This window comes from Acidimangrovimonas pyrenivorans (assembly GCF_042643245.1).
GTDB lineage: Bacteria > Pseudomonadota > Alphaproteobacteria > Rhodobacterales > Rhodobacteraceae > Acidimangrovimonas > Acidimangrovimonas pyrenivorans.
In genome coordinates, this window is record NZ_JBHRSK010000002.1 from 192,129 (window position 1) to 207,408 (window position 15,280).

Below are 15,280 nucleotides of genomic sequence, written 5' to 3' on the forward strand. Positions count from 1 at the left end.
AGCGCAGGGTGGCAGCTTTGCGAAGGGACCGCCTGCCCCGCCCCGTCGCCGGGAATGCAGAAAGAGCCTCTCGGCGCCCGGGCCGATCCCATTGCGCGCCAGGGGCCTTCAATGGCCCCGCGCCGCGCCCGCGGGACGGCGGCTGTCATTGGCGCCTTGCAGCCCGCCCGTCGCCGGATCGGCAAGGATCGCCTCGGCGGCGCCCCAGGGCGGGCGCTCCTTGAAGCTGTATCCCATCGCTTCGAGCGCGGATCGGCTCTTTGGCGTCAGGTAGCCCGGCTCGACGAAGACCAGATCGGGCAGCCACTGGTGGTGGAGGCGCGGCGCGTCGACCGCCTGCTGGATGTTCATGCCGAAATCGACGACATTGAGGATGGTCCCGAGCACCGTCGAGATGATGGTCGAGCCGCCCGGGCTGCCGGTGACCATGAACACCTTGCCGTTCCTGAGCACGATGGTCGGCGTCATCGAGCTCAGCGGCCGCTTGCCCGGCGCCACCGCATTGGCCCTGCCCTGCACCAGCCCGAAGGCATTGGCCACGCCGGGCTTGGCGGTGAAGTCGTCCATCTCGTTGTTGAGGAAGAAACCGGTATCGCCCGCGATCCGCCCGGTGCCGAAGAAGAAATTGAGCGTGTAGGTGACCGAGACCGCGTTGCCCTGCGCGTCGACGATCGAATAATGCGTCGTATGCTGCCCCTCGGCTGCGCCGAGGCTGCCGCTTATCTCGGAGGACGGCGTGGCCCGGTCCGGCCTGATCGTGGCGCGGAGGGTCTTGGCATGGTCGGGCGAGATCAGCCGTTCGACCGGGTTCTTCCCGAAGGCCGGGTCGCCGAGATAGGTGTTGCGGTCGGCGAAGGCGCGGCGCTCGGCCTCGACCAGATAGTGGCTGGCCCGGGGCGAGGCATAGCCCCATTGCGCAAGGGGATAGGGCTTGAGGATCTGCAGGACCTCGCAGACCACGGTGCCGCCCGAGCTCGGCGGCGGCGCCGAGACGATGCGATAGCCGCGGTAGTCGCAGCCGACCGGTTCGGACCAGGGCGCGGTGTAGGTGGCGAAGTCCCGCATCGTGAAGAGACCGCCGCCCCGCTGACTGGCGGCGACGATGGCCCGGGCGATCGGCCCCTTGTAGAAGGCGTCGCTGCCGCCCCGGGATATCGCCTCCAGCGTCTGGGCAAGGGCGGGCTGTTCCAGCCGCTCGCCGGCCTGCAACGGCGTGCCGTCGGGATGCAGGAAGATCCGCGCGACATTGGGCCGGCCGGCGAACAGCCCTGCGCGCAGACCCAGCAGGCGCGCGTCGGCGGCGTCGAGCACGAAGCCCTCCGTCGCCAGCGCGATGGCCGGGGCCATGACCTCGGCCCGGGGCATCGTGCCGAACCGCGCCAGCGCCTCGTTCAGCCCCAGCACCGTGCCCGGCACGCCGGTGGCAAGCCAGGAATCGCGGCTGAGGCCGGGATCGGCCTTGCCGTCGGCGTCGAGGAACATGTCCGGCGTGGCGGCCAGAGGCGCCTTTTCGCGGAAGTCGAGGAACAGGTTGCGGCCATCGGCCAGGTGCACGGTCATGAAGCCGCCGCCGCCGAGATTGCCGCAGCAGGGATGGACCACGGCCAGCGCGTAGCCCACGGCCACCGCCGCATCGACCGCGTTGCCGCCCTTCTTCAGGATGTCGAGCCCGACCTCGGTGGCCAGGTGCTGGGCGGTGACGACCATCGCCTGCCGGGCTCTGACCGGCTGCGCGGCCGCGAGCATCGCCCGGGTGGCGCTGGAAACGCCGAGATCGGGCAAGGCGGCATCGCGGCTGTCGGCCAGCGCGGCGGAGGACAGCAGCAGGACTGCGGCAAGAAGGGCTCCGAGGCGACGCATGGGGGTCCTCTCCTGCTCGTCCATGTCTGGCGGTCGCGTCAGGCTAGCATGTTTGCGGCCGCCGGACATCCCGCGGGCGCGGCGCCGGCCGGCTTCAGCCCGCCGCGGCCAGGAAAGCCTCGAAGGCCTTGAGGCTTCGGCGTGAGACGTGGTGCTCGATCCCCTCGGCATCGACCTCCGCCGTCTCCCGCGGCACGCCGACAGCGACCAGCAGGTCGACGACGGTGCGGTGGCGGGCGCGGACGCTGTCGGCCAGCGCGGCGCCCTCCTCGGTCAGGAACACGCCGCGATAGGGGCGCGAGGTCGCCAGCCCCTCGCGCTTGAGCCGGGCGACGGCCTTGGTGGCAGTGGGATGCGCCACCCCCATCCGTTCGGCGATATCGGCGACGCGAGCCTCGCCATGGACCGCGATCAGGTCGCCGATCATCTCGACATAGTCTTCCAGAATCGCCTTCGCCTGTGCTTCACGGGCGCGGGCGAAGCGGCCGGCCTGTTCCGAGGGAGTCGCTTCCGGCGGCGGGGTGTCATGCTCGGTCATCCTGGCCTCTTTTTCTTGGTCTTGGGCGGCTTCCCGGCCCCGGCAGCCGCCGGGCCCCTGCTGAAGGCCGATAAATCATTATAGCCAAGGGTAAATAGTGTTCTGCGCATTTGCAATCCCGGTTTCGCGGCATCTTGTCCGGCCTGCATTATATGGCCTCTTGCATCAAATGTAGCCTTGGCTATATTTCTGCGCCGAAGCACATGGAACGGACCCGACGATGATCAGCACCGAACGCACCCGCCGCGGCATGACGGCCGTCCTTTCCGGCGAGCGCCGCGGTTTCCTTGGCAAGCTCCTCTTCGTCGGCCCGGCGGTGATCGCCTCGATCGCCTATATGGACCCGGGCAACTACGCCACGAACATCCAGGCCGGCGCCGGCTACGGCTACATGCTGCTCTGGGTGGTGCTGCTGGCCAACCTGATCGCGATGCTGTTCCAGGCGCTGTCGGCCCGGCTGGGCATCGTCACCGGCAAGAACCTGGCCGAGATGTCGCGCGACCATTTCCCCAAGCCAGTGGTCTGGACGATGTGGGCGGTCAGCGAGGTGGCGGCGATGGCGACCGATCTGGCCGAGTTCCTCGGCGGCGCGATCGGCCTGGCGCTGCTGTTCGACCTGCCGCTGTTCTGGGGCATGGTCGTCACCGCCATCGTCACCTACGGCATCCTGATCTTCGAGCGGAAGGGGTTCCGGCCGATGGAGCTGATCATCGGCACGATGGTCGCCATCATCGGGCTGTGCTACCTGATCGAGCTGCTGATCGCGCCGGTGAACTGGAGCGCGGCGGCAACCGGGCTGGTGACGCCCAACCTGCCCGACGCCACCGCCCTGACCATCGCCGTCGGCATCATCGGCGCCACGGTGATGCCGCACGCGATCTACCTGCATTCCGGCCTGACCCAGACCCGCGCCGTGATCCGCAACGACGCCGAGCGCCGCAAGGTGCTGCGCTTCTCGAATATCGAGGTGGTCGTCGCGCTGGCCATCGCCGGCATGGTCAACATGGCGATGGTGATGATGGCGGCCAGCGCCTTCCACCAGGGCCATAGCGAGGTGGCCGAGATCGAGACCGCCTATCATACCCTGACGCCGTTGCTGGGCGCCGCCGCGGCCTCGGTCTTCCTCGTCTCGCTGATCACCTCGGGGATTTCCAGCTCGGTGGTCGGCACCATGGCCGGGCAGATGATCATGCAGGGCTTCCTGCATTTCCGGGTCCCGGTCTGGCTGCGCCGGCTGGTGACCATGGTGCCGGCCTTCGCCGTGGTGGCGATCGGCTACAACGCCACCGACGCGCTGGTTCTGAGCCAGGTCGTGCTGTCGATCGCCCTGCCGGTGCCGATGATCGCGCTGATCATCTTCACCTCGCGCCGCGACGTGATGGGCGACTATGCCAGCGGCCCGCTGACCCGCATCCTCGCCTATGTCGGCGCAGCCGCGGTGCTGGGGCTGAACTTCGTGCTGCTGGCCCAGACCTTCGGCGTGCCGATCCCGTTCCTCGTGAACTGAGCCGGGGCGGGACAAGAGCCATTGCGGGGCGGGCCGGGTCAGGCGCCGCCCCCCGTCTTCTTCGCGATGCTCGCCGGCGGTTCGGGAGGGGACACCCGGCCCCTCGCCCCCGGCTATCGGCGATGGGAAGAGGGGCGCATTGTGCTGCCAGCGTTTCGCGCCGGGCCGGTCCCGGTCACGCCGGCCGCGGCCTCAGGCGGTGGCGGCCATGCTTTCGATCTGGGCGACGATCCGCTCCATCATCAGCCGCCCGTATTCGGCGTTGGCATGCAGCCGATCCGGCTGGCCATCGCTCAGCACCACCTGCTTGGCATAGGCGTCCTTGAGCAAGCCGTCCGGCCCGACCACCTCCGGCGGGTTCTCGACCAGGGGCAGGTCCCGCCGGGCGAGCCATGCCCGGAACTGCTTGCGCGCCGCGCCATCGACCGCCGCCAGTACGTCGACCGGGATGCAGGGCTCGCGCGTCGACCATTCCCGCCGCGGCGGCGGGCATTCGATGACGAAGAACCGGACCCCCGTCTTCTTCAGCTGCGACAGCAGGGCGCGGACATGGCGCTGATCGTTGCGGATCATCGCGTCGAGCACCGCGCGCGACACGGGGCGCGACGCGGGGCGCGACGCGGGGCGACGGCCCGGCCCGGCCAGGGCCGCCGGCGCGGCCTCCTTCCAGAACGGATTGCGGTAGATGCGGGCGAAATGCGTCCCCATGCAGATGCCCCAGAGATCGGCTGGGTCGAAATGGCGCTTGCCGGTGAACCGCTCGAGATTCGCGGCATATTCGGGCAGGGTGAATTCGACCACGCCCTTGCGGATCGCGCTGAACGGCTTGACCACCTTCGCGGCGGTGCCGAACGGCCCGACATGGATCTCATGCGCCCCCTGCCCGAGGGCGTCGAGCCCGTATTTCAGCGCCGGCGTATGCGAGTTGCCACCAATAAACAGCTTCATCGGCCAAATGCTTCCAGGATTTCCTCGTCACAGACGACATCGTCGGGATCGGCCTCGGGCGCCGGCCCGGGCCGGGCCGCGGCCTTCGGTTGCGCCGCGACGTCGGCGCCCTTGCCGCGATGGGCGGCGAAGAACACCTCCATCACCGATTTCACCCCGTCCGGCGCGACCGTGCGCAGGTTCGGCATGTAGAACATCGCCCGCATCGGGTGCGAGGCGACCAGCTCATAGGACGGGAAGTAATCGACCGCGTCATACTTGGCCCGCAGCTCGCCGCAGACGGCACGGAGCACCGACTTGGAATAGACCGTGGCGCTGAGGACGTGATCGTCCGTGGCCGTGGCGGTCAGCGGCACCGGCGAGACGGTGAACAGGAACTTCATCTCCGGGTTCTCGGCCCGCGCCAGCGCGATCACCTCCTCGGCATCGGCCATCACCTCGCTGAAGGTGAAGTTCTTGAACCGGTAGCGTTCGGGATCGAAGCTGCCGCCGATGGTGCCGGGACAGGTTGGCAGGATGGCGCCGTCCTCGACGCATTCCCAGGCCTCGGTCAGGCCGAAGGTGAAGACGAACAGGTCGGCCTGCCTGAGAATCCCCGCGACCTGCGACAGGTGATAGGCGCGGTCGGCCTCCATTTCCGCCAGCGAGGCGAAGCCGTCGGGCTCGATCGACGGCCGGAACGGATCGCGCACCCGGCCCTTGTCGTCGGTCCAGGCGTTTTCCTTCGGCGTGAACTCCCCGCGCGCACGCCGGAGCAGCTGCAACAGCTGGCGGACGGAATAGACGTTGCCGTAGCGCGCGGAATAGAGATCGAAGCCGTAATCGTGATACTGCGCCTCCGGCAGCAGCGGCGGCGGCGGCTCGACATCCAGGAAATTGTATCCCCGGCGCTTGAACTGGGCGCCGATATGTTGGGCAAAACAGCTGCCCGCGGCGGCGATCACCTCGGATTTCGAGATGATGAACCGGGGCGTGTAGAGATCGCTGAAATGCAAGGGGGAAACTTCCCCGACGGCAGAGCGCCAAAAGGCCTTTCTGCCTTGGGTTTCATAAGGGTTGGACACGTCGACCCCACATATTTTCTACGTCTTCGTCATGCAGCAAACTGGCCTCACGGTAGGCCGCGTGCGGCGGGTTGGCAACTCCCGGATTAGCTGCGGCGCCGCGAAATGCCATCGACGGGAAACGGTGCCTGCTCCATAGGCAGGGCGAGGCGGCGCGACCGGTATGGGCCGGTCGCGCCCTGCTCAGATCTCGATCTCGAGATGCGGCCGGCCGTCCGAGGTCCGCTCGCGCGAGGTGCCGGAAGGGCCGACGGTGCCCTGGATGCGCTTGCGGAAGTTCGAGAAGCTGTCGAAGGTCACGACATCGACCGCCTCGTCGAGTTCGAGCTCGAGCCGGAACCAGCCGGCGCCGGTCATCTTCACCGCGACGACCGTGGCGATGAAGGGCTGGCCCAGGTAGCGACCGATGACGCGGCCGCCCGGGGTCCAGTCCTCCGGCGGGGCGTTGCCCAGCGCGGCGTGGAAAGTGTTCCAGTCGCGATAGCCGTGCTGGCGGGCGACCAGCTCCAGCGCCTTGCTGTGGCCGATCTCCTGGCCCTCGGCCTGGAGCTGGGCGCGCAGCCGCTTGGCCTGGGCCTTGGCCTCGGCGACGGTGGGAAGCCGCGCGCTCATGCCCGGCCCTCCACCGGCGCCGCGGCCACCGGCAGCACGCCCCAGCGCAGCGACTGCCGCCGTGCGCCGCGCGCCAGCACCAGCACCGTCAGCACCGCGAGCAGCGCGTCGCTGGCCGGCCCGGCCCACCAGATCGCCCCGGCGCCGATGCCCAGCGCCAAGGCGAAGGTCAGCGGGATGGCGAAGAGGTAGGGCTTGGCGAGGCTCAGCAGCGCCGCCCGGGGGGCGTCGCCGATGGCCTGGAAATGGGTGGCGATCATCCGCAGCGGACCGGCGAACAGGAACAGTGCAACCATCACCGGCAGGATCTCCGCCACCTTCGCCACCACCGCCGGATCGGCGACGAAGCCCGCCCCGATCCGCGCCGCGAACAGGCTGACGCAAAGTTGCACCGCCAGGCAGAAAACCAGCGCCGCGCCGAGCGCGAAACGCAGGCTGGCGCCGGTGCGCCGCGCCAGCCCGGCGCCGTGGTTGTTGCCGGTGATCGTCTGCATCGCCTGCGACAGCCCGATCAGCGGCAGGATGGCGAAGGTCATCACCCGGGTCGCGATGCCGTAGGCCGAGACGGTGACGGCGTAATCCGGGCTCTGCGCCATCTGCAACGCGGACAGGATCGCGGTCGAGCCGAGCGCGACGCCGATGAAGTTCAGGCTCTGCGGCGCGCCCAGCGCGAGGATGGCGCGCCACGGCCGGGCGGTGGCCCGGCGCAGCACCGCCGCCGGGTGCAGCGCGCTGCGGCCCCGGACGCGGAAGGCGAGGATCAGGGCAAGGCCCAGCGCCTGCGCCGCCACCGTGCCATAGGCCGAGCCGGCGACGCCGTGATGGAACACCGCGATCAGGACGTAATCGAAGCCGATATTGGCCAGCGAGACCAAGAGGCTCATCGCCGCCATCATGCCGACATGGCCCTCGTTGCGCAGCGCGTCGACATTGACCGCCAGCACGAAGTAGAGCGGTGCCCAGAGCACCAGGATGCGCAGGTAGGTTCCGGCCATCCCGGCGATCATGGCATCGCCGCCGGCGGCGGTGCGGACCACGGCGCCGCCGACCAGCAGATAGGCCGCGATCAGCGCCAGCGCGACGGTCACGGCCAGCCAATGGGCGCCGGCAAAGACCGCCTGCGCCAAGTCGAGACGCCGGGCGCCGAGATGGCGGGCCAGCAGGCTGGACATGCCGCCGGCGACCAGCGTCGCGCAGGCGACGATCAGCATGTAGAGGGGGAAGACAAGGGTGACCGCCGCCAGGGCGTCCTGGCCGACGTAATGACCCAGGAACAGGGCATCGGCCACGTTCAGCAGCCCGTTCATCCCCATCACGAAGATGATCGGCGGCGCGGTCTTGGCGAAGAGGGCCGGTATCGGGCCCTCGAGATAATGGTTGCGAGACGGATCGGACATCGCTCTGCATTCCTCATGCGTCGATCTCGCTTCGGTGGATGGGACCCGCATTGCCACCCGCGCGAGACGCGGAGGGGAACAGAGAGTGTATCTCGAGCAGAACTTCACCAAGACATTGCTGTCCGCGGGTGGCAGGCGTCTGCAGCCGCCCGAGCCCTTAGACGGTCGCGGCGCTTCGGTCAAGCCTGTTTCGACGATGGCCGTTCCGCCCTGTCCCCCGCCGCGACCGGGCGCAGATCGGTCAGCAGGCCGAGCCCGATCAGCCCGGACAGCGCCGCGCCGATGTCCAGATCGGGCGCGGCGCGCAGGGCGGTTTCGGCGGCGTCGGTCAGGCTGCTGCCGGCGGCGAGGGCGAGCAGGAACCGCGCCGGCCCCGGCGGCAGCAGGCGCAGCTCGACCGTGGCTTCCGGCCGGGCGATCAGCACCGTCTCGCCGCAGGTCAGGTCGATCGCGCCCGGCGGAGCCTGCCCCGTGTTCGCCTGCCAGATCGTCCCGGCCGGGTAATCGGAGGTCACGATCCGGCAGGACGGGTGCAACGCGGCCCCCAGCATCGGCAGGTATTCCGGCGCCGTCGCCGCCAGCGCCTCTTGGCTGATCGGGGCGGCCTCGGGGGCGTGATAGGCCTCGAGCCAGGCGCGTTCGACCCGGGCGACATCGCCAATGTAAGGATAATCGGCCAGCGGCGGGAAACCGTCGAGGAAGGTGGCGAACCCGGCGCCGTAGCGCAACATGATCGGGCTGTCCGGCGGGTTGGCGGTGACGAAAATCCGGGCGGCGGCGCGGAAGAACCGCTCGCCCACCAGCCGCTGCACCACCGGGTAGGCCGCGGCCAGCGCGTCGATCAGGCTGGAGACGACGTTGTTGCGATAGACGGCGAAGCGGCGCGGGCTGGGCTGGCCGTCCGGCCCCACCAGCCCGTCGGGCACCGCCGCCTCGGGGTCGAGCAGCGCCGCGCCGAATCCCGCCTGCCGGTCACGAAGCGGCAGCATGGCGCAGCCCCTCCTGGACGACATCGGCCATCACCGCCTCGGCCCGCCGCGCCTCGGCGAAAAGCTCGGGCCATGTCGGCACCTCGGCATCCCATTCGATCAGCGTCGGCAGCGGCCCGGTCAGCGACAGGGCATAGGCGTAGAGGTCCCAGACCTCGGCATCGACCGGCCGGTCATGGGTGTCGATCAAGAGCGGCCGGCCGGCCTCGTCTGCGTCCGGCGTGAAGCCGGCGAGGTGGATTTCCTGCACCTGCACCAGCGGGTAGCGGGCGATGTAGTCGCGCGGCTGCCAGTCCTGGTTGGTGGCCGAGACATGGACGTTGTTGACGTCGAGCAGCAGGCCGCAGCCCGTCCGCCGCGCCACCTCGGCGATGAAATCGACCTCGTCCCAGCTGCTCTCGGCGAAACTCAGGTAGGTCGAGGGGTTTTCCAGCAGCATCTGCCGGCCCAGCGCCGCCTGCACCGCGTCGATATGGGCGCAGACCCGGGCCAGGGTCTCGTCGGTATAGGGCACCGGCAGCAGATCGTTGAGAAAGCCGGTGTCATGGGTCGACCAGGCGAGGTGTTCCGAGAACATCGCCGGGTGGTAACGCTCGATCAGCGCCTTGAGCCGGGCCAGGTGGTCGCGGTCGAGCGGCCGGTCGGCGCCGATCGACAGGCCGACGCCGTGCAGCGACAGCGGGTAGTCGGCCCGGATCGTTTCGAGATAGCGATGCGGCGGGCCGCCGGCGCCCATGTAGTTCTCGGCATGGATCTCGAAGAAACCGATATCCGGACGGGTGTCGAGGATGTCGCGGTAATGCTGCGGCTTCAGCCCGACGCCGGCGCGCGGCGGAAGCGTCTCGTGGCCGGGCGCTTCGTGGCCGGGATCGCGGTCAGGTCTGGTCATGGTTTCCTCCCTTGGCGGGCGGGCGGCAAGGCGCCCCACGGGGAAAGGACTGCCCGGCCCCCACATGCGTTACGGCGGGGCGGATCGCGTTTTCGTGAGCGCCGCCCCAGGCAGCGCGCAGCCGGACCCCGGGCCCCGGCAGAGGCCCGTCGCAAATATCACGGCTGCGTTACCGCTGTAACGGCGGGCCGCCCTGGGGGGTCGACCCCGGCAGAAGGCACGGTGCCTTCGCAACCAGGAGGAAACAGACCCATGACCATGCATACGCGCAGCCTGATGATCGCCGCCGCCCTGACCACCGGGATCGCCGCGAGCACGGCCACGCCGGCCGCCGCCGCCGGGCAGGAGAAATGCTACGGCGTCGCGCTCGCTGGGCAGAACGACTGCAAGGCCGGCCCCGGCACCACCTGCGCCGGCACCTCGAAGGTCGACTACCAGGGCAACTCGTTCAAGCTGGTCCCCGAGGGCACCTGCACCTCGATGGAGCTGCCGGGCAACCGGATGGGCTCGCTGACGCCGCTCGAGCGCGACATGCCCAAGAGCTGACGCGGCCGGACAGGGCCCTGATCAGTTCCCCGGATGCGCCCCCGGAGCCCCGTGGGGCGCATCCCTCCCCGCCCGGTCGAGAAAGGACATAACATGCGCCGCGCCCTCACCGCCCTTTTCGCCCCGCAGAACCGGCCCGGACCGGCCGGCGCCAGCGCGCTGTCGCTGCTCGCGCGGTTGGTCTTCGCCTCGGTCCTGCTGCGGTTTTTCCTCAGTTCCTTCGCCACCAAGATCGACGGCTTCGGCCTGTCGGCCGGCGCCTATGTCCAGATCCTGCCGCGGCAGATGGAGGCGGCGGGCTACGATCCGGCGATGCTTTCCTGGCCGCTGCACCTCGTCGTCGGCGCCGGCACCCTGGCCGAGCTGATGCTGCCGCTGCTCGTCGTTCTGGGCCTTGCCACGCGGCCGGCGGCGCTGGCAATGCTTGGCTTCGTCGCGGTGATGTCGCTGACCGACATCTACGGCCACGGCATCGAGGCCGCCACCATCGGGCACCTGTTCGACACCGACCCCTACGGCACGATCCTCGACCAGCGCCTGATGTGGGGCTTCGTGCTGCTGGTGCCGCTGTGGCTGGGCGGCGGCGCGGTCTCGCTCGACGCCCTGCTCTGGCCGCGGCTGCGGCGCTGGCTGGGGCGGCCCGGGCCGGGCCTTGCCCCCGGCCACCACGCCTGATCCCGCTCCGACGCCTGCATGACAAAGCCCCGGCCGGGTAACGACGGCCGGGGCTTTCGCATTGGCGGCGGCGCGGCCGGGCTAGCCGTGGTCGTGGTCGTGGCCGTGATCATGGTCATGACTGTGCAGCCGCGCCAGGATGGCATCGACATGGGCGGCCTCCTCGGGGTCGCGCGGTTCGCCGGTGGCAGCGCGGGTCAGGTCGCGCGTCGCCTGCATCTGGGCGATGAAATGCGCGCAGCCGGTGCAGATCAGCAGGTGCAGCCGGAGCTTGATCCGGTCCCAAAGCCCCATCTTCCCGTCAAGCAGGTCGCTGGCATGTTCGGTTACATCCTTGCAGGTCATCATCCGCTGATGTCCCTTCCTCTCGGCTGACAGGGACAGGACATTCCGCGCCCGTTCGCGTTACACCCGTCCATGGATTGTTGTTGCCGCTGTGACATTCAATCGCGCCCCCGCCTACATCACCTTGTCCAGCGCCGCCCGCACCGCAAGCCGGGCGCGGTGCAGCTGGACCCGCATGTTGCCCTCGGAAATGCCGAGGATGTCGCAGACCTCGGCGGCGTCGAGCCCCTGCTGGCCGCGCAAGGTCAGCACCGCGCGCTGGCCCGAGGGCAGCGCCTCGATCGCCTCGGTCACGTGTTCGAGCAGGCTGCGCCCGGCGATGATCCGCTCCGGCGTGATCTCCTTCCACAGGTCGACCTTGTCCTTCCAGTGCCCGCGACCGTCGAAGGCGGCGGCCAGGCTGTTATCCTCGCCGCCCTCGTCGAACGAGACCGAGCGGCCGTCGCGCTTGGCCCGGGTGCGGGCCTTGTTGACCATGATGGTGAAGATCCAGCCCGCCAGCGACGACCGGCCCTCGAAGCCGCCGATGTTCTTGAGCACCGCGACCCAGGCGTCCTGCACCACCTCCTCGGCCGTCGCCCGACTGTCGACGATACCGGTGCAGACCCGGATCAGGGCGGCGTTGTGCTGCCGGTAGACGTGCTCGAAGGCGGCTCGGTCGCCCTCGGCGAGCCGCCGCACGAGCGTGGCTTGATCGGAAAATCCGGTCGGCATGCATTCCCCTCGGCCCGTTCCGCGACGCGCCCTCCGCTCCTGGCGTGTCCGGGCCGCCGGCAGAGAATGGCACAGGGCGCGGGTCCTGTGAAGCGAGGCCGCGCGTGACCCGGCTGGGCGGATTGGTGCCGGTCTTCGCTCCGCCCGCGTCTCGACCTCGGGGCGCCCTGCGGCTATGACCGATGAGCGAGTGAGCCGCCCCGCCCCTCCCCGGCGGGACGCGGGATGGTCGAAGTCAAGGAGACCTGCGCCGATGACAGAGACAGCCGCCCCCTGGCCCGTCCTGGTCGTGTCCCTGGCCGACGCGCAGGCGCGGCGGCGGGCGCTCACGGCGCAACTGGAGGCGCTGTCGATCCCGTTCCGCTTCGTCGACGCCGTCGACGGCCGCAACGGCCTGGCGGCGCGCTACGAGACCATGATCGACCGCCCCGGCACCGAGGTGCAGTTCGGCCGGCCGCTGGCGGATGCCGAATATGCCTGCGCCCTGTCGCATCTGTCGCTCTACCGGCGGATCGTCGACGAAGACCTGCCCGGCGCGATCGTGCTCGAGGACGACGCCCGCGTCGGGCCGCTCTTCGCGGAGTTCCTGCGGGGGCGCGGTTTCGAGGCCGCCGACCTGATCCAGCTCGATCACCTGCATGGCGATGTCTGGCGCTTCGGGACGCAGACGCCGCTGACCGGCGGCATCCGGATCGTCCGGGCCGCGCGCAACGCCAGCCTGACCACCGGCTATTCGATCAGCCGCCGCGGCGCGGCGCATATCCTGGACCACGCGCTGCCGCTGCGCGGCCCGGCCGACTGGCCCTGCGACGTCACCGCGCTGCCGGCGATGCTCGCCCTGCCCCGGGTCGTGGACCATCCCCGGATCGAGCCGGGCACCTCGGATATCGAGAAGGCCCGCGCCTCGCTGGTGACGGGCCTGCCCCAACCCCGCCGCGGCCTGCGCTTCTTCAGGGCGGCCTATTGGCGGCGCTGGTGGTTCAAGAGACGGACGAGGAGGGTGTCATGAGCAATCCGCCCCCCGGCTGGCGCCCCTACGAGGAGCGGATTCCCGGCCACAAGTCCAAGGACCTGCTGCTGCGCTGGGTCAGCCGCCACGCCGCCGAACGCTACCGCTTCGGGCAACTGCCCGCGCTGGAACGCACGGTGTTGGCCCATACCATCGCCACGGCCGACGGGCGGCTGGCCTTCATCAAGAACCCCAAGGCCGGTTGCACCACCATCGCCCACCTGCTCTACCGCTACGATCACGGCCACGATTACGAAGGCCGGATCCACTATGCCCCTGTCGGCCTGCGGGCCGACATCTCGCAATGGCGGGATCTGCGCGACGCGCTCGTCAACGCGGTCTCGTTCTCGACCGTCCGCCAGCCCGAAAGCCGCGCGGTCTCGGCCTTCTTCGACTTCTTCGTCAAGCGCCAGAACGACGAGGCGCCGAAGCACCTCGACCGGATCGAGGCCTTCGGCTTCTCGCGCCGGGACGACCTTGGCTACCGGTTCGACGTCTATCTCGACTATGTCGAGGCCAACCTGGCGCATTCAGACCTGCGCACCGACCCCCATTTCCGGCCGCAGCACATCAATCTCGGCCACGGCGCCTTCACGCTGACCCATGTCGGACGGGTGGAAACGCTCGACGCCGACCTGCAGCACGTGGCCGAGCTGGCCGGGATCGAGCTGCCGCGCCCGGACAGCCTGACAGATGCGCGCAAGAACCGCAGCGGCTCGACCGCCTTTGCCCCGAGCCTGGCGCAGAGGCGGCGGATCGAGGCGCTCTACGCCCGCGATTACGAGCTTTACGGCTACTGACCGGGCGCCCGGGCCTTGCCTGCGTCCCTCAGCGCCTTCAGCCGCCAATAGGCCAGCAGCGCGGGCGCCAGCACGGCCGGGCGCTGCGTGGCGGCGAACTGGCGGGCCTCGGCCGCGAAGCCGCCCTTCACCGCGCGCCGGATGTAGCGCGTCGCCAGGAACCAGCGACCGCCGCCAAGGGCCGCGAAGCGGGCGGCCGACTTGTCATGGGTGCGGCGGTAGCACGCGACGACCTTGCGAGGGGCGGTCGAACGGGTGAGCTGTGCGCTTGCGGACCCGGCCGGGCTGTGGTCGATCCGGACGCGGGTGCCGGGCCGGTCGGCCACCAGCGCCCGGTATCCGGCCGCCACCAGCCGGACGCAGAGATCGGTGTCCTCGTCGACGATCTGGGCGGGATCGAAACCGCCCACCGCCGCGAAGGCCGCCCGGCGGACCCAGACCCCCCGGCTGGTCGCCGCGACGCGCCGGCGCAGCGGCGCCCGGCCGGACAGCAGCCGGAACCCCGCGTCGGCCCAGCCATCGTCGCCCCGGTCCTCATCGGGCGCGGCGGCGAAGCCGAAGCCCGCCGCGGGCGCCGCCCTGACCGCTGCGATCGTCGCCTGCAGGTAGCCCTCGACGAAGAGATCGTCGTCATCGAGGAAGAAGACGAGGTCGGCGGCCGCCTCCGCGACGCCGGCATTGCGCGCCGCCCCGGCGCCGCGGGCGACCTCGTGCCGCAACAGGCGCAACCGCCGGTCGCTCACCCCGGCCAGAACCTCGGCGGCCGGCCGTGTCGAGCCGTCGTCGACGACGATGACCTCGCCGCGCTCCGGGCATTCCCGCAGCGCCGAGGCCACGGCCTCGGCCAGCAGCGCCGGCCGGTTATGGCTGGGAATGACGATCGACGCCGGGACGCCCGTCGCGCTGGTCCTGTTCACCTCGCCGGCCTCGAAAGCTAGGGTCATCCGATGCGGGCGACGGCCGGGCAATCGCGGCCGGTTCGACCCTGCAGCACCCTATCGCCGGGGCCGGGCGAACTCAAGCAAGGGCACCGGGCATAGGCAAAAGCCCGCCCTCCGCCAGCGCGGAATTTGCGCTCGCCCGGCGCTGTCCCCCGGGTCTTCCACGGCCGCGGCGTCAACCGTTCCAGGTGTCCGCGCCCCCCCCCCCCGCCATCGCTACACCGTGCCGCCGCCATGACCGGCCCCTCGAAATCAACGGCGCCGTCGCGCAGCCCGATCAGCCGGGCGGCATGGTTCAGGGGCGAAAGGGGGGCCAGATGCATCGCTTGCGATCCGACGTGCTCGAACATGCCAGGCCAGGTCCCTCGAGACGCGCCGAGCGCGGTCGCAGATCGCCTCTTTGGAGAAGGTGAAGGCGGGGGATTTGGTCAACGCCATGGTCTAAG

General features: G+C 70.0%; 16 protein-coding genes. 5 read left to right on the forward strand and 11 right to left on the reverse strand.

The annotated features are described in order from the left end of the window. Positions 1 to 108 precede the first annotated feature (108 nt). On the reverse strand, positions 109 to 1,860 hold the full coding sequence (gene ggt / locus ACFOES_RS01840) for a gamma-glutamyltransferase (RefSeq protein ID WP_377831448.1): 1,752 nt from the start codon (positions 1,858 to 1,860) through the stop codon (positions 109 to 111). 94 nt (positions 1,861 to 1,954) lie between these two features. Beyond that, complete coding sequence (gene mntR, locus ACFOES_RS01845) at positions 1,955 to 2,398, reverse strand: manganese-binding transcriptional regulator MntR (protein WP_377831449.1); 444 nt, start codon at positions 2,396 to 2,398, stop codon at positions 1,955 to 1,957. A gap of 220 nt (positions 2,399 to 2,618) precedes the next feature. On the opposite strand from mntR, the gene ACFOES_RS01850 reads away from it, so the two are divergent. Then, the gene (locus ACFOES_RS01850; RefSeq protein ID WP_377831450.1) at positions 2,619 to 3,905 is read left to right on the forward strand and encodes an Nramp family divalent metal transporter; all 1,287 of its coding nucleotides are present in this window, start codon (positions 2,619 to 2,621) and stop codon (positions 3,903 to 3,905) included. Between the two features lie 192 nt (positions 3,906 to 4,097). Here ACFOES_RS01850 and ACFOES_RS01855 read toward each other — a convergent pair whose 3' ends face one another. From ACFOES_RS01855 to bufB, 6 genes are all read right to left on the reverse strand, one after another. Further along, positions 4,098 to 4,853, reverse strand: a complete 756-nt coding sequence (locus ACFOES_RS01855; RefSeq protein WP_377831451.1) for a hypothetical protein — start codon at positions 4,851 to 4,853, stop codon at positions 4,098 to 4,100. After that, on the reverse strand, positions 4,850 to 5,848 hold the full coding sequence (locus ACFOES_RS01860; RefSeq protein ID WP_377831452.1) for a GSCFA domain-containing protein: 999 nt from the start codon (positions 5,846 to 5,848) through the stop codon (positions 4,850 to 4,852). Before ACFOES_RS01860 ends, ACFOES_RS01855 begins: the two co-directional genes overlap by 4 nt. A 252-nt stretch (positions 5,849 to 6,100) precedes the next feature. Beyond that, positions 6,101 to 6,529 (reverse strand): glyoxalase superfamily protein, encoded by a 429-nt coding sequence (locus tag ACFOES_RS01865; protein WP_377831453.1) that lies wholly within the window; start codon positions 6,527 to 6,529, stop codon positions 6,101 to 6,103. Continuing rightward, positions 6,526 to 7,926 (reverse strand): MATE family efflux transporter, encoded by a 1,401-nt coding sequence (locus ACFOES_RS01870; protein ID WP_377831454.1) that lies wholly within the window; start codon positions 7,924 to 7,926, stop codon positions 6,526 to 6,528. The genes ACFOES_RS01865 and ACFOES_RS01870 overlap by 4 nt, the downstream gene beginning before the upstream one ends. A gap of 179 nt (positions 7,927 to 8,105) precedes the next feature. Continuing rightward, entirely contained in the window at positions 8,106 to 8,915 is an 810-nt protein-coding gene (locus tag ACFOES_RS01875) for an HvfC/BufC N-terminal domain-containing protein (RefSeq protein WP_377831455.1), read from the reverse strand. Further along, complete coding sequence (bufB, locus tag ACFOES_RS01880; protein WP_377831456.1) at positions 8,899 to 9,804, reverse strand: MNIO family bufferin maturase; 906 nt, start codon at positions 9,802 to 9,804, stop codon at positions 8,899 to 8,901. The genes ACFOES_RS01875 and bufB overlap by 17 nt, the downstream gene beginning before the upstream one ends. 252 nt (positions 9,805 to 10,056) lie before the next feature. Between bufB and ACFOES_RS01885 the strand changes: the two genes are divergently transcribed. Both ACFOES_RS01885 and ACFOES_RS01890 read left to right on the forward strand, forming a co-directional pair. Next, positions 10,057 to 10,350, forward strand: coding sequence for a BufA1 family periplasmic bufferin-type metallophore (locus tag ACFOES_RS01885; RefSeq protein ID WP_377831457.1), 294 nt, complete (start codon positions 10,057 to 10,059; stop codon positions 10,348 to 10,350). A gap of 93 nt (positions 10,351 to 10,443) precedes the next feature. Further along, positions 10,444 to 11,025 (forward strand): DoxX family protein, encoded by a 582-nt coding sequence (locus ACFOES_RS01890; protein WP_377831458.1) that lies wholly within the window; start codon positions 10,444 to 10,446, stop codon positions 11,023 to 11,025. A gap of 81 nt (positions 11,026 to 11,106) precedes the next feature. Here ACFOES_RS01890 and ACFOES_RS01895 read toward each other — a convergent pair whose 3' ends face one another. Continuing rightward, the gene (locus ACFOES_RS01895; RefSeq protein ID WP_377831459.1) at positions 11,107 to 11,373 is read right to left on the reverse strand and encodes an anti-sigma factor family protein; all 267 of its coding nucleotides are present in this window, start codon (positions 11,371 to 11,373) and stop codon (positions 11,107 to 11,109) included. A 111-nt stretch (positions 11,374 to 11,484) separates the two neighbouring features. Continuing rightward, positions 11,485 to 12,084 (reverse strand): RNA polymerase sigma factor, encoded by a 600-nt coding sequence (locus ACFOES_RS01900; RefSeq protein ID WP_377831460.1) that lies wholly within the window; start codon positions 12,082 to 12,084, stop codon positions 11,485 to 11,487. Positions 12,085 to 12,337: 253 nt separating this feature from the next. Between ACFOES_RS01900 and ACFOES_RS01905 the strand changes: the two genes are divergently transcribed. Beyond that, positions 12,338 to 13,093: a glycosyltransferase family 25 protein gene (locus ACFOES_RS01905; RefSeq protein ID WP_377831461.1), complete on the forward strand. Its 756-nt coding sequence runs from the start codon at positions 12,338 to 12,340 to the stop codon at positions 13,091 to 13,093. Further along, positions 13,090 to 13,893, forward strand: coding sequence for a sulfotransferase family 2 domain-containing protein (locus ACFOES_RS01910; protein WP_377831462.1), 804 nt, complete (start codon positions 13,090 to 13,092; stop codon positions 13,891 to 13,893). The genes ACFOES_RS01905 and ACFOES_RS01910 overlap by 4 nt, the downstream gene beginning before the upstream one ends. Here ACFOES_RS01910 and ACFOES_RS01915 read toward each other — a convergent pair. Next, entirely contained in the window at positions 13,887 to 14,837 is a 951-nt protein-coding gene (locus ACFOES_RS01915) for a glycosyltransferase family 2 protein (RefSeq protein WP_377831463.1), read from the reverse strand. The genes ACFOES_RS01910 and ACFOES_RS01915 overlap by 7 nt on opposite strands. Positions 14,838 to 15,280 lie beyond the last annotated feature (443 nt).

Coding starts and splice junctions, on each gene's coding strand:
- ACFOES_RS01865 (WP_377831453.1), bottom strand. CDS start 6,529: ATGAGCGCGCGGCTTCCCACCGTCGCCGAGGCCAAGGCCCAGGCCAAG.
- ACFOES_RS01900 (WP_377831460.1), bottom strand. CDS start 12,084: ATGCCGACCGGATTTTCCGATCAAGCCACGCTCGTGCGGCGGCTCGCC.
- ACFOES_RS01850 (WP_377831450.1), top strand. CDS start 2,619: ATGATCAGCACCGAACGCACCCGCCGCGGCATGACGGCCGTCCTTTCC.
- ACFOES_RS01915 (WP_377831463.1), bottom strand. CDS start 14,837: ATGACCCTAGCTTTCGAGGCCGGCGAGGTGAACAGGACCAGCGCGACG.
- ACFOES_RS01870 (WP_377831454.1), bottom strand. CDS start 7,926: ATGTCCGATCCGTCTCGCAACCATTATCTCGAGGGCCCGATACCGGCC.
- bufB (WP_377831456.1), bottom strand. CDS start 9,804: ATGACCAGACCTGACCGCGATCCCGGCCACGAAGCGCCCGGCCACGAG.
- ACFOES_RS01855 (WP_377831451.1), bottom strand. CDS start 4,853: ATGAAGCTGTTTATTGGTGGCAACTCGCATACGCCGGCGCTGAAATAC.
- ACFOES_RS01895 (WP_377831459.1), bottom strand. CDS start 11,373: ATGATGACCTGCAAGGATGTAACCGAACATGCCAGCGACCTGCTTGAC.
- ggt (WP_377831448.1), bottom strand. CDS start 1,860: ATGCGTCGCCTCGGAGCCCTTCTTGCCGCAGTCCTGCTGCTGTCCTCC.
- ACFOES_RS01890 (WP_377831458.1), top strand. CDS start 10,444: ATGCGCCGCGCCCTCACCGCCCTTTTCGCCCCGCAGAACCGGCCCGGA.
- mntR (WP_377831449.1), bottom strand. CDS start 2,398: ATGACCGAGCATGACACCCCGCCGCCGGAAGCGACTCCCTCGGAACAG.
- ACFOES_RS01875 (WP_377831455.1), bottom strand. CDS start 8,915: ATGCTGCCGCTTCGTGACCGGCAGGCGGGATTCGGCGCGGCGCTGCTC.
- ACFOES_RS01905 (WP_377831461.1), top strand. CDS start 12,338: ATGACAGAGACAGCCGCCCCCTGGCCCGTCCTGGTCGTGTCCCTGGCC.
- ACFOES_RS01885 (WP_377831457.1), top strand. CDS start 10,057: ATGACCATGCATACGCGCAGCCTGATGATCGCCGCCGCCCTGACCACC.
- ACFOES_RS01910 (WP_377831462.1), top strand. CDS start 13,090: ATGAGCAATCCGCCCCCCGGCTGGCGCCCCTACGAGGAGCGGATTCCC.